The following is an 11,701-nucleotide window of genomic DNA, read 5'->3' as shown; positions in this document are numbered from 1 at the left end:
CGACGCGGGTCGCCCGCTGGACGTGGCCGCCCCGGGCCGACCCGCCGGTTGCCGAGTACGGCCGGGGCCCCGCCGGAAGGTCTGCTAGCGTTCCTTTTGCCCGGTTAGGCATAATCAGGGCCCGAATGCCGGTGCGGCGGTGCGGCACGTTGTCGTGCGCCTGTACGTTCCGTATTCTTGCGAATCTCCGGAGTGCGCGGCCCGTGGCCGCGCGCCCCTTTTGTTACCTGGGTGCGCCGATGTCGGCGGCCCTGTCCAGGTGCCGCGGACCGCCGCGGCTCCGCGGCCGAGGGAGCGACTATGGCCAAGCCAGCCGACACCAGGACCGCCGGCCGCAAGTCGGCGCCGAAGGCCACCCGCAGCGCGGCGGAGACCGAGAAGATCCGGGCTGCCCTGGCGGCGCGGCGTGACGAGTTGCGCGCCGAGTACGATCGGACCCTGAGCGAGATCACCGAGCTGCAGCGCGACCGGCTGACCGACTCGGCCGGGGACGACCAGGCCGACACCGGGACCAAGACGTTCGAGCGTGAGCAGGAGATCTCACTCGCCAACAGCATCCTGGAACGGATCACGCAGGTCGAGCGGGCGCTGGAGCGGCTCGACGAGGGCGGCTACGGCTGGTGCGAGCGGTGCGGCAACCCCATCCCGGTGGAGCGGCTCGCCGCCTTCCCGTCGGCCACCCTCTGCGTGACGTGCAAGCAGCTGGCGGAGCGGCGCTGAGGCCCGTTCCCCGGCGGCCATGAGAGGCGGCGCCTGAGCGCCGCCGCGAGCGTCGATGGGGAGCAGATGTCCGAAGCACCACCCCCCGGCCCCGGCAGCGCCGAGCCGGGTCCTGGCAGCGAGCCGGGTCCTGGCAGCGCCGAGCCGGGTCCCGGCACACCCCACCGCCGGGCCGTCGCGATCCTGTTCGGTGTCGCGGTGACCGCGTTCGCGGCGGACCTGGTCACCAAGCACCTCGCCCTCGGCGCACTGGAGGACCGGGAGCCGGTCCGGCTGCTCGGCGGCGCGGTCTACTTCAGCCTGGTGCGCAACAGCGGTGCGGCGTGGGGCATCGGCGCCGACCACACCTGGGTCTTCTCGCCGATCATCCTCGGGGTGGTCGGCTGGATCCTCTGGATGGCGCTGCGCCTGCGCTCGCTGCCCTGGGCGATCTCGCTGGGCCTGGTGCTGGGCGGGGCGCTGGGCAACTTCGCCGACCGGGTGTTCCGGGCTCCGGGCTGGTTCGTCGGGCACGTGGTGGACATGATCAGCGTCTTCGCCCCGTACGGGCGGGTGTTTCCGGTGTTCAACCTGGCAGACAGCGCCCTGGTCTGCGGCGTGCTGCTCGCCCTCCTGCTGGAACTGACCGGCCGGCAGCGCGACGGCAGTCGTATCGGCAAGGACGAGCCCACCCACGAGGCGACGCAGGTCGGCGCCGGGCAGGGGGAGCGGGCATGACCGCCGCATACGCCGCCCCGGGCGACCACCGTTCCCTGCCCGTGCCGGACGGCCTCGACGGCACGCGGCTCGACCAGGCCGTGTCGCGGCTGTTCGGGCTGTCCCGCACCGCCGCCGCCACCCTGGTCGACGCCGGCGACGCGCTGGTCGACGGGATCGTGCGGGCCAACTCCTACCGGGTGAAGGCCGGCTCCTGGCTGGAGGTGACCCTGCCCGCGCCGGTCGCGGCGCCCACCGTGGTGCCGCAGGCGGTGCCCGGGCTGCTGGTGGTCTACGCCGACGACGACATCGTGGTGGTGGACAAGCCCGTCGGCGTCGCCGCCCACCCGAGCCCCGGCTGGACCGGACCGACGGTGATCGGCGCGCTGGCCGCCGTCGGGCACCGCATCTCGACCAGCGGCGCGGCCGAGCGGCAGGGCGTGGTGCACCGGCTCGACGTGGGCACCACGGGCATCATGGTGGTGGCCAAGAGCGAGCAGGCGTACACCGCGCTGAAGCGCGCGTTCAAGTACCGCGAGGTGGAGAAGCGCTACCACGCGATCGTGCAGGGCCACCTCGACCCGCTGCGCGGCACCGTCGACGCCCCGATCGACAGGCACCCCACCCACGACTACCGCTGGGCGGTGGTCTCCGGTGGCAAGCCGAGCATCACCCACTACGACACGATGGAGGCGTTCCCGGCGGCGAGCCTGGTCGACGTCCGCCTCGAGACCGGGCGTACCCACCAGATCCGGGTGCACTTCTCCACGCTGCGCCACCCGTGTGTGGGCGACCTCACGTACGGCGCGGACCCCACCCTCTCCGCCCGGCTCGGCCTGACCAGACAGTGGCTGCACGCCCGGTCGTTGAGTTTCCTGCACCCCCGCTCGGGGGATGAGGTGCGCTTCGTCAGCGACTACCCTGACGACCTGGACCGAGCGCTCGAGATCCTGCGCGACTGAGCGACGTCCCGCCCGAGAAGATCCGACGAGGGGATCCCGCCCGTGCGCCCCGGCGACCCGCCGTGCCAGCCGACCCAGCGAACGCTGGCCCGGCGGGGCGCCCGGCGCGTCGACGCCGGCAGCGGCGGTGGGCGAAACGTCGGAAGCCGCACCGGAGGTGACAGAGCCGTCACCGGCGGCGGCGGGTCGGCGGACGGCGGGAGGCCGCCGCTGGCCTCGGTGGACGGTGGCGTGACTGAGCCGGTGCCGTGACGGGAAAGGGAACCGGAGGTGCGCGCACGGGTGTGGTCCGAATAGGGTTTCGTTCGTAGCCTGTCAGACGGGTATCGATGTGCTGGGAGGGGCGAGCCGTGGAGGGCAGCGAGACCGGCTGGGGGCGGCCGGCCGAACCAGCACCGCGGTGGCGGGCGCTGCTCGACCGGGCCCGGCACGGCGGCCGTAACGCTGAGCAGGCCGAGGCCGACCGGCACACCGAGCCGCCGCCGCTGCCGCCGGAGCCGCTGCCGCGCCGCGCATCGGGAAACGGCTACGCCGCGCGGGTGCCCGCCGTCGGGCGGGCCACCGAACCGCCGTACGCACCGGAGCCCGGCCCGCCGTCCTACGGCCAGGAGTTCGGCCACCCGGTCGACGCCGGCTACCGCGCCGAGGCCAGCTACCGGGTCGAGCCGGCCTACCGGGTGGACCCGATAGAGCCCGACTACCGGGGTGAGCCGGGCTACCGCGCCGGTCCGATCGAGCCCGACTACCGGGGTGAGCCGGCCTACCGTGCCGCTCCGATCGAGCCCGACTACCGGGTGGACCGGGGCGAGCCGGCCTACCGCGCCGATCCGATCGAGCCCGACTACCGGGGTGAGCCGGCCTACCGGAGCGAGGCGGAATATCCGGCCGAGGCCGCCTACCGGGCGCCGGTCCCGCCGCCGCGCACCGAGCCCGAGCCGCGCCGTGGCGCGGGGCCGGTCGAGTCCCGCTACGCGGTGCTGGACAACGGCTACCGGGCCGGGTCGGCGCCGGTCGAGTCCCGCTACGCCGTGCTGGACAACGGCTACCGCCCGCCGCCGGCCCACCAGGCGCCACCCCCACCGCCGGCCCACCAACCGCCACCGCCGGCCCACCAACCGCCACCGCCGGCCCACCAACTGCCACCGCCATCGCCGCCGCCACCGTCCCCGCCGCCGTCCGCCGCGTCGGCGGTCGCCCAACGCGGCTACCCGGCCCAGGTCGAGTGGCGCCCGCGCGCCACGGAGATCGAGCTGGAACGGGCCGTCGGGGCGCTCCGCCGGGACCTGGGCACCCCCCGGGTGCTCGCCTTCGCCAACCCGAAGGGCGGGGTGCACAAGACCACCGCCACCGTGCTTGCCGCGGCGACGATCGGCAGCGTACGCGGGCGTGGCGTCCTGGCCTGGGACGACAACGAGCTACGCGGCACGCTCGGGCTGCGCGCCGGCAGCGCCCGGCACGCCCGGACCATCCGGCACCTGGTGGCCGACCTCGCGCACGTCGAGATCAAGGAGGGCCCCGAGCTGCTGGAACGCCTGGACGACTACCTGCGGCACGCCTCCGACGGCTCGTACGACGTGCTGGCCGGCGAGGAGAGCCCCCGGTTCGCCCAGCGCCTCGACCAGTTCACCGTCCGGCGGGTGCTGGAGCTGCTGCGTCGCACCCACGACGTGGTCTGCGTGGACACCGGCAACAACGTGGAGAGCGCCAACTGGCGCACGGTCATGCAGGCGGCGGACCAGCTCGTGGTGACCACCGTGCCGCGCGAGGACGCCGCGTTCAGCGCCGACTGGATGCTGGACCTGCTGCACGAGGTGGGGATGGGGGAGCTGGCCGACAACGCGGTCACCCTGATCTCCTGCCCCACCCCGGGCCGCTCGCCGCTGCAGGACGACCTGGAGCGGCACTTCGCGACCCGTACCCGGGCCGTCGCCGTGGTGCCGTACGACCCGGCGCTGGAGACCGGCTCCTCGATCGAGTACCACCAGCTCCAGCAGGAGACGCGGCAGGCGTGGTTGAAGGCTGCGGCGACGATGGTGGAGCCCTTCGCCCGGTGAGCGGGTGTGCCGCCACCGGACACCCGCCACACCCGCGGGCCTGAGAGGATCACCGGGTGAGCGCGGACAGCCCCGAGACCGACCGGCCCGACGAGTCGGTGACGCCCGCCGCCCGGGCGGAACCTGACGCGCCGCCCCGGGACGCCCCCGCCGGCCCGTACGCCGGCGCCCCCGACCCGCCCGCCCCCGCCGGCCCGTACGCCGGCACCCCCGACCCGCACGCCCCCGCCGGCCCGTACGCCGGCACCCCCGACCCGCACGCCTACGCCCCCGGCGGGGCCGGCCTGGCATACAGCGCCGGTTACCCGAGCGGGCTGCCGGTCGAACCGGACCTGCCGCGCGGGCGGGCGGCGCGGCTCGCGGCGCTGGCGGTGCTCGCGTCGAGCGTGCTCGGGGCACCGCTCGGGCTGCTCTGGGCGGCGCTCGCGCCGGACACACCGGTGATCAAGGTCGAGGGCGGGGCGATCTACGCGCAGCCGCAGCCGGAGCAGCCGATCGCCGCCGACGGCTGGTTCAGCCTGCTCGGGCTGGGCTTCGGGGTGCTCGTCGCCCTCGCGCTGTGGTTCCTGCTGCGCCGGGTGCGCGGGCCGCTGGGCCTCTTCGCCGCCGTGCTCGGCACGTTCGGTGCGGCGCTGGTCGCCTGGCAGGTCGGCCGGCGGACGGGGCTGGCCGGCTACGAGCGGCTGATGGGGAGCGCCCCGGTCGGTCGGGCCTTCGACAAACCGGCCGACCTGCGGGCCGGCGGGATCGAGTGGGTGCTCGGCGTGCTGCCGGTGCCGTTCGGCAGCCTGCTGCTGCCCGCGTTCGGCGCCGCCGTGGCGTACACCCTGCTGGCCGGTTGGTCGCGCTGGCCGTCGCTGCGTCGGGAGCGCGAACCCGGCGAACCGGAGCTCAGTTGGGCGTCGGCGGCGACGCCAGCTCCCCCAGCGGCACCGGAACCGCCCGCACCTGGCGCAGCAGTGCCGCCTCCCGGTTGAGCAGGCGCAGCTCGGCGCGGAGCCGGGCGGCGGTGTCGTCGATGGCCAGCAGCCGTTGCCGGTCGTCCACGGTCAGCACGGCCGTCGCGGCCACCAGGTGCGACAGCACCGTCGGGTCCTCCGGTAGCTGCTCGGAGAGTTCCTCGGTCTCGGCGCGGATCAGGCCCAGGTACTGCCGGAAGACCGAGATCACCCGGGTGGCCAGCAGGTCGGCGGCCTCGTCGGGCCCGCCCGGCTCGGGCAGCCACTCCACGTCGGCGGTGAGGTAGGGCTCGGTGTCGCGGTCGACGTCGGCGACGCGGAACCTGCGCCTGCCCACCGTGACGATGTCGTAGCCGCCGTCGGGGCGCTCGGTGACCTGCCGCAGCTCGGCGGTGCAGCCCACCTCGTGCAGGGTGACGTCGCCGCCGGGCAGCGGCCGGCCGTCCGGCCCCGTCGGGGCGACCTCCCAGCCGGCCCGGATGGCGACCACGCCGAACTCGCGCGGGGCGCCCTCGGGCAGCGCCACCAGGTGCCGGACCAGGGCGCGGTAGCGCTCCTCGAAGATGTTCAGCGGCAGCACGAGGCCGGGGAAGAGGACCATTCCGAGCGGAAACACCGGCAGCCGCGCAGTCACGCGTCGAGCGTAGCCCGATCCCGGCGCGGGGGCGTGTCCCGGCTCACGGTCCCGGCCCCCGGGCGGCGCCGGTCGCCGTCCGGACGGGCCGCCTAGACTCGCAGGAGTGTTGAACCGGATCGACCTGCGCGGCGGCGTCCGTGACCCCCGCCGCCTGCTGCCCCGTGCCCAGCTCGACGTGTCCGTGGCCGTCGAGCGGATCCGCCCGCTCGTGGAGGCGGTCCGGGAGCATGGCTACCCGGCCATCCGGGAGGCCAGCGAGCGCTTCGACGGCGTGTCGCCCGAGGTGCTGCGGGTGCCCGCCGAGACGGTCGCCGAGGCGGAGGACGCCCTCGACCCCGAGGTGCGCGCCGCGCTGCTGGAGTCGATCGCCCGGGCCCGCAAGGTGCACGCCGAGCAGCGCCGCACCGACCACACCACGCAGGTGGTGCCGGGCGGCACGGTGACCGAGCGCTGGGTGCCGGTCGACCGGGTCGGCCTCTACGTCCCCGGTGGCCTGGCGATGTACCCGTCGACAGTGGTGATGAACGTGGTGCCGGCCCAGGCGGCCGGGGTGCGCTCGCTGGTCGTGGCGAGCCCGCCGCAGAAGGACAACGGCGGCCTGCCCGATCCGCGGGTGCTCGCCGCCTGCGCCCTGCTCGGCGTCGACGAGGTCTACGCCGTCGGCGGCGCCCAGGCCGTGGCGATGCTGGCGTACGGCGCCTCGGTCGACGCCACCGGCGACGCCCGCTGCGAACCGGTCGACATGATCACCGGCCCGGGCAACATCTGGGTCACCGCCGCCAAGCGACTGCTGCGCGGCGTCGTCGGCATCGACGCCGAGGCCGGCCCGACCGAGATCGCCATCCTGGCCGACGACACCGCCGATCCGGCGCACGTCGCGGCCGACCTGATCAGCCAGGCCGAGCACGACCCCCTCGCGGCCAGCGTGCTGGTCACCCCGTCGGTCGGGCTCGTCGAGGCCGTCGAGCGGGAACTGGCCCGGCAGGTGCCGGCCACCAGGCACACCGAGCGGGTCACCACCGCGCTCACCGGGCAGCAGAGCGGCGTCGTCCTGGTCGACGACCTCGACGCCGGGCTGCGGGTGGTCGACGCGTACGCGGCCGAGCACCTGGAGATCCAGACCCGCGACGCCCGCGAGTGGGCGCTGCGGGTGCGCAACGCCGGTGCGATCTTCGTCGGCGCCTGGTCGCCGGTGTCCCTCGGCGACTACTGCGCCGGCTCCAACCACGTGCTGCCCACCGGTGGCTGCGCCCGGCACTCGTCCGGGCTGTCGGTGCAGTCCTTCCTGCGCGGCATCCACCTGATCGACTACTCCGAGCAGGCGCTGCGTGAGGTGGCCCCGCACGTGGTCACCCTGGCGAGGGTCGAGGACCTGCCGGCGCACGGCCGGGCGGTCCAGGTGCGCTTCCCGGGGGAGCTGGGATGACCACCCTCGACGACCTGCCGATCCGCGACGACCTGCGCGGGCTGTCGCCGTACGGGGCACCGCAGCTCGACGTGCCCGTGCGGCTGAACACCAACGAGAACTCCCACCCGGTGCCCGAGCCGGTGGTGGACGCGATCGGCAAGGCCCTCGCGGCCGAGCTGCGCGACCTCAACCGCTACCCGGACCGCGACGCCGCGGCGCTGCGCGCCGACCTGGCCGGCTACCTCGGCCACGGGCTCACCGTCGACGGGGTGTGGGCGGCCAACGGCTCCAACGAGATCCAGCAGCAGCTGCTCCAGGCGTTCGCCGGGCCGGGGCGCAGCGCGCTCGGCTTCGTCCCCGCGTACTCGATGCACCCCCTGCTGGCGCTGGGCACCGGGACCCGGTGGGTGCCGGCGCGGCGCGGCGTCGATTTCGGGCTGACCGCCGACGAGGCGGTCGCCCAGGTCCGCGAGCACGCCCCGGACGTGGTCTTCCTCTGCTCGCCGAACAACCCGACCGGCACGGCCCTCGACCCGGCGGTGGTCGCCGCGGTGCTGGCGGTCGCGCCCGGCATGGTGGTGGTCGACGAGGCGTACGCCGAGTTCGCCCGCCCCGGCACGGTCAGCGCCCTGGCGGTGCTGCCCGGACACCCGCGGCTGGTGGTGACCCGGACGATGAGCAAGGCCTTCGGGTTCGCCGGCGGTCGGCTGGGCTACCTGGCGGCCGACCCGGCGGTGGTGGCGGCGGTGCAGCTCGTCCGGCTGCCGTACCACCTCTCCGCGCTCACGCAGGCCGCGGCCCGGGCGGCGCTGGCGCACCGCGACGCGCTGCTCGCCACGGTGGCCGCGATCGTGCGGCAGCGCGACCGGATCGTGGCGCGGCTGCGCGAGGTCGGGTTCCGGGTGGCGGACAGCGACGCCAACTTCGTGCTGTTCGAGGTCGGGGGCGACCAGGCCGCCGCCTGGCGGGTCCTGCTCGACGCCGGCGTGCTGGTGCGCGACGTGGGCCTGCCGGGCTGGCTGCGCGTCACCGCCGGCACCCCCGCCGAGACCGACGCCTTCCTGACCGCCATGGAGAAGCTCCGCCGGGAGCACGGGTGAGCCCGCGAGCCCCGCAGTCGCGATCGAAAGGTGAGCAATGAGCCGGACCGCCCGCGTGGAGCGGATCACCAAGGAGACGCAGGTCCTCGTCGAGGTCGATCTCGACGGCACCGGCCGGGCCGAGATCGGCACCGGCGTCGGCTTCTACGACCACATGCTGCACCAGATCGCCCGGCACGGCGGCTTCGACCTGACCGTGCGCACCGTGGGCGACCTGGAGATCGACGCCCACCACACGATGGAGGACACCGCGCTCGCCCTGGGCGCCGCGTTCGACCAGGCGCTGGGGGACAAGGCCGGCATCCGGCGGTACGGCTCGGCCACCGTCCCGATGGACGAGGTCCTCGTCCGGGCCGCCGTCGACCTCTCCGGCCGCCCGTACGTGGTGCACGACGAGCCGGTGCTGGCGCCGTACATCGGGCCGGTCTATCCGACCAGCATGACCCGGCACATCTGGGAGTCCTTCGGTCAGGCGGCCCGGATCACCCTGCACGTGGACGTGCTGCGGGCGGCCCGCCCCGGCGGCCACCCGGACGCCCACCACGTGGTGGAGGCGCAGTTCAAGGCGGTCTCCCGCGCCCTGCGCGAGGCCACCGCGATCGATCCGCGCGCGGCGGGCGCGATCCCCAGCACGAAGGGGGCCCTGTGAGCGCGAGGAACGCAGCGCAGCGGAGTCCCGCAGTCGCGAGCGGAAGGTTGGCCCGGTGAGCGCGAGGAACGCGGCGCGGCGGAGTCCCGCGGTCGCGAACGGAAGGCGGAGCTGATGGGCGGGGTGTTGCCGTCGTTGCTGCTGATCCTGGCGGGTGTGCTGGTCGGTGGGGCGTGGTCGCTGCACCGGCAGGGCGCCCCGCGCGGCGCGGTGGTCATCACCGCGCTGCTCGCCGTCCTGGCCACGGTCGGTGGCGTGCTGTGGCTGCTGCCGGGGGAGGGCGCGTGAGCGGCCGGGCGACGCGGCGGCGCGGCGCCGACCGGGGCGTGGTGCCGGTATGAGCCGCGTGGTGGTGCTCGACCACGGGTCGGGCAACCTGCGCTCGGCGGAGCGGGCGCTGGCCCGCGCCGGCGCGGACGTGACGGTGACCGGCGAGCTGACCGCGGCCGCCGAGGCGGACGGGCTGGTGGTGCCGGGCGTGGGCGCGTTCGCCGCCTGCATGGCCGGGATCGAGGCCCTCGGCGCCGGCCCGGTGATCGCCGAGCGGGTCGCCGCCGGCCGCCCGGTGCTGGGCATCTGCGTGGGTATGCAGGTGCTCTTCGAGCACGGCGACGAGCACGGGGTGGTGACCAAGGGTCTCGGGCTGCTGCCCGGCGGGGTGCGCCGGCTGGCCGCCGCCCGGCTGCCGCACATGGGCTGGAACACGGTCGCGGCCCCGGCGGGATCGATGCTCTTCGCCGGCCTGCCCGCCGACAGCCGCTTCTACTTCGTGCACTCGTACGCGGTGGGGGAGCCGGGCACGCTGGCGGAGGCCGGCGCCACGGTCACCACCGCCCACCACGGCACCGACTTCGTGGCGGCCGTGGAGCGGGGCCCGCTCAGCGCCGCGCAGTTCCACCCGGAGAAGTCCGCCGACACCGGTGCCGCGCTGCTGCGCAACTGGCTGGCCACGCTGCCCACCGGTGACTGAGCGCCGGCCCGCCCCCGCGTGCCGGCGGGGCGCGCGGTGAGCAAGGAACGGGCCCGACGCCGGGCGGCGCGGGAGGCCGAGGCCGCCCGGGAACGGGCCGCCCGCGAGCGGACGGTGGCCCGCCGGGCGCGGCGGCGGGCGCTGGTCCGCCGGTTGACGCCGTCGCTGCGCCGGCGGCGGACGGGCCGGCTGCCCCGGCACAGCCGCGGCGAGCGCACCGCCATCGTCATGCTGACCCTGTTGGCGCTGGTCCTGATCTGGTCGCTCGTCGACGACGTGGCGCTGCGGATCGCGCTGGTCGTGCTGTTGCTGCTCGTACTGCCGGCGATCGTCGTGATCGCCCTGGACCGTCGTACCTGAATTCGAGGAGAACAACCGTGAGCCTCACCCTGTTGCCTGCCGTGGACGTCGCCGACGGCCAGGCCGTCCGACTTGTCCAGGGCGCCGCCGGCAGCGAGACGACGTACGGCGACCCGTTGGAGGCCGCGCTGGCCTGGCAGCGGGACGGCGCCGAGTGGATCCACCTGGTCGACCTGGACGCCGCGTTCGGCCGGGGCTCCAACGCGCACCTGCTGGCCGAGGTGGTGCGGCAGCTCGACGTGAAGGTGGAGCTGTCCGGTGGCATCCGCGACGACGAGTCGCTGCACGCCGCGCTGGGCACCGGGGCGGCCCGGGTGAACATCGGCACCGCCGCCCTGGAGGACCCCGCCTGGTGCGACCGGGTGTGCGGTGAGTACGGCGACCGGGTGGCGATCGGGCTGGACGTGCGCGGTCGTACCCTCTCCGCCCGGGGCTGGACGCGTGACGGCGGCGACCTCTTCGAGGTGCTCGAGCGGCTGGACTCCGCCGGCGCCCGGCGTTACGTGGTCACCGACATCACCAAGGACGGCACGATGCGCGGGCCGAACCTGGACCTGCTGCGCGAGGTCTGTGCCCGTACCGACGCGCCGGTGATCGCCTCCGGGGGCGTCTCCACGCTGGACGACCTGCGGGCGCTGGCCGCGCTGGAGCCGCTCGGGGTGGAGGGCGTCATCGCCGGCAAGGCGCTGTACGCGGGTGCCTTCACGGTGGCGCAGGCGTTGGAAACCCTGGCGCCGGCGTGACCGTCACGCGGCTCGGCTCGGGTGGCCCGTGGGAGTCGGTGTACGGCTACTGCCGGGTCGTGCGGGCCGGGGACCTGGTCTGGACGGCCGGCTGCACCTCCACTGTCGACGGGGTGGTCACCCACGTCGGGGACGCGGCGGCGCAGACCGCCCAGGCGCTGCGGATCGGCTTGGACGCGCTCGCCGAGGTGGGCGCGGAGCCGGGGGACGTGGTGCGGACCCGGATGTACGTGACGGACCGGGTGTACGCCGACGAGGTGGGCCGGGCGCACAACGCGGTCTTCGGTGCGGTCCGCCCGGCGGCCACGATGGTGGTGGTGGCCGGCCTGCTCGACCCGGAGCACCTGGTCGAGGTGGAGTTGGAGGCGTACGTCGGCGACCGCTGAGCGCGGGACGGCGGCGGCGACGCCGTCTCCCACGGCCAGATCGGTTGTGCGCAATTT

The 11,701-nt window shown here is 75.3% G+C and carries 14 protein-coding genes; 13 read left to right on the top strand and 1 reads right to left on the bottom strand.

Going from position 1 to position 11,701, the window contains the following annotated elements:
- Positions 1–300: 300 nt before the first annotated feature.
- The 5 genes from ACQ452_RS19880 (at position 301) to ACQ452_RS19860 (ending at position 5,409) form a co-directional block, all read left to right on the top strand.
- Positions 301–720, top strand: a complete 420-nt coding sequence (locus tag ACQ452_RS19880) for a TraR/DksA family transcriptional regulator (protein ID WP_433386626.1) — start codon at positions 301–303, stop codon at positions 718–720.
- Between the two features lie 66 nt (positions 721–786).
- Positions 787–1,437: a signal peptidase II gene (lspA, locus tag ACQ452_RS19875; RefSeq protein ID WP_433386625.1), complete on the top strand. Its 651-nt coding sequence runs from the start codon at positions 787–789 to the stop codon at positions 1,435–1,437.
- Entirely contained in the window at positions 1,434–2,378 is a 945-nt protein-coding gene (locus ACQ452_RS19870) for an RluA family pseudouridine synthase (RefSeq protein ID WP_433386624.1), read from the top strand. The genes lspA and ACQ452_RS19870 overlap by 4 nt, the downstream gene beginning before the upstream one ends.
- A gap of 329 nt (positions 2,379–2,707) precedes the next feature.
- Positions 2,708–4,432, top strand: coding sequence for a MinD/ParA family ATP-binding protein (locus tag ACQ452_RS19865; RefSeq protein ID WP_433386623.1), 1,725 nt, complete (start codon positions 2,708–2,710; stop codon positions 4,430–4,432).
- Positions 4,433–4,488: 56 nt separating this feature from the next.
- A complete protein-coding gene (locus ACQ452_RS19860) occupies positions 4,489–5,409 on the top strand; it encodes a DUF2567 domain-containing protein (protein WP_433386622.1) in 921 nt (306 codons plus the stop codon).
- Here the strand turns inward: ACQ452_RS19860 and ACQ452_RS19855 are convergent.
- The gene (locus tag ACQ452_RS19855) at positions 5,324–6,025 is read right to left on the bottom strand and encodes an LON peptidase substrate-binding domain-containing protein (RefSeq protein WP_433386621.1); all 702 of its coding nucleotides are present in this window, start codon (positions 6,023–6,025) and stop codon (positions 5,324–5,326) included. The two genes, ACQ452_RS19860 and ACQ452_RS19855, sit on opposite strands and share 86 nt — an antisense overlap.
- 106 nt (positions 6,026–6,131) lie before the next feature.
- Between ACQ452_RS19855 and hisD the strand changes: the two genes are divergently transcribed.
- From hisD to ACQ452_RS19815, 8 genes are all read left to right on the top strand, one after another.
- Positions 6,132–7,454, top strand: a complete 1,323-nt coding sequence (hisD, locus tag ACQ452_RS19850) for a histidinol dehydrogenase (protein WP_433386620.1) — start codon at positions 6,132–6,134, stop codon at positions 7,452–7,454.
- A complete protein-coding gene (locus tag ACQ452_RS19845) occupies positions 7,451–8,536 on the top strand; it encodes a histidinol-phosphate transaminase (RefSeq protein WP_433386619.1) in 1,086 nt (361 codons plus the stop codon). Before hisD ends, ACQ452_RS19845 begins: the two co-directional genes overlap by 4 nt.
- A 37-nt stretch (positions 8,537–8,573) precedes the next feature.
- The gene (gene hisB / locus ACQ452_RS19840; RefSeq protein WP_433386618.1) at positions 8,574–9,185 is read left to right on the top strand and encodes an imidazoleglycerol-phosphate dehydratase HisB; all 612 of its coding nucleotides are present in this window, start codon (positions 8,574–8,576) and stop codon (positions 9,183–9,185) included.
- Between the two features lie 114 nt (positions 9,186–9,299).
- Positions 9,300–9,473 carry a hypothetical protein gene (locus ACQ452_RS19835; RefSeq protein WP_433386617.1) on the top strand — a complete coding sequence of 58 codons (174 nt, stop codon included), beginning with the start codon at positions 9,300–9,302 and terminating at the stop codon, positions 9,471–9,473.
- Positions 9,474–9,522: 49 nt separating this feature from the next.
- On the top strand, positions 9,523–10,155 hold the full coding sequence (gene hisH / locus ACQ452_RS19830; protein WP_433386616.1) for an imidazole glycerol phosphate synthase subunit HisH: 633 nt from the start codon (positions 9,523–9,525) through the stop codon (positions 10,153–10,155).
- 36 nt (positions 10,156–10,191) lie between these two features.
- The gene (locus ACQ452_RS19825; RefSeq protein ID WP_433386615.1) at positions 10,192–10,515 is read left to right on the top strand and encodes a hypothetical protein; all 324 of its coding nucleotides are present in this window, start codon (positions 10,192–10,194) and stop codon (positions 10,513–10,515) included.
- Positions 10,516–10,532: 17 nt separating this feature from the next.
- A complete protein-coding gene (priA, locus tag ACQ452_RS19820; protein WP_433386614.1) occupies positions 10,533–11,258 on the top strand; it encodes a bifunctional 1-(5-phosphoribosyl)-5-((5-phosphoribosylamino)methylideneamino)imidazole-4-carboxamide isomerase/phosphoribosylanthranilate isomerase PriA in 726 nt (241 codons plus the stop codon).
- Entirely contained in the window at positions 11,255–11,644 is a 390-nt protein-coding gene (locus ACQ452_RS19815) for a RidA family protein (protein ID WP_433386613.1), read from the top strand. Before priA ends, ACQ452_RS19815 begins: the two co-directional genes overlap by 4 nt.
- Positions 11,645–11,701 lie beyond the last annotated feature (57 nt).

It is taken from the genome of Micromonospora sp. KLBMP9576, from assembly GCF_050941805.1.
GTDB lineage: Bacteria > Actinomycetota > Actinomycetes > Mycobacteriales > Micromonosporaceae > Micromonospora.
This window is presented reverse-complemented; position numbering and strand designations above follow the sequence as displayed.

Coding starts and splice junctions, on each gene's coding strand:
- hisB (WP_433386618.1), top strand. CDS start 8,574: ATGAGCCGGACCGCCCGCGTGGAGCGGATCACCAAGGAGACGCAGGTC.
- ACQ452_RS19865 (WP_433386623.1), top strand. CDS start 2,708: ATGTGCTGGGAGGGGCGAGCCGTGGAGGGCAGCGAGACCGGCTGGGGG.
- hisH (WP_433386616.1), top strand. CDS start 9,523: ATGAGCCGCGTGGTGGTGCTCGACCACGGGTCGGGCAACCTGCGCTCG.
- ACQ452_RS19880 (WP_433386626.1), top strand. CDS start 301: ATGGCCAAGCCAGCCGACACCAGGACCGCCGGCCGCAAGTCGGCGCCG.
- ACQ452_RS19870 (WP_433386624.1), top strand. CDS start 1,434: ATGACCGCCGCATACGCCGCCCCGGGCGACCACCGTTCCCTGCCCGTG.
- lspA (WP_433386625.1), top strand. CDS start 787: ATGTCCGAAGCACCACCCCCCGGCCCCGGCAGCGCCGAGCCGGGTCCT.
- ACQ452_RS19845 (WP_433386619.1), top strand. CDS start 7,451: ATGACCACCCTCGACGACCTGCCGATCCGCGACGACCTGCGCGGGCTG.
- ACQ452_RS19835 (WP_433386617.1), top strand. CDS start 9,300: ATGGGCGGGGTGTTGCCGTCGTTGCTGCTGATCCTGGCGGGTGTGCTG.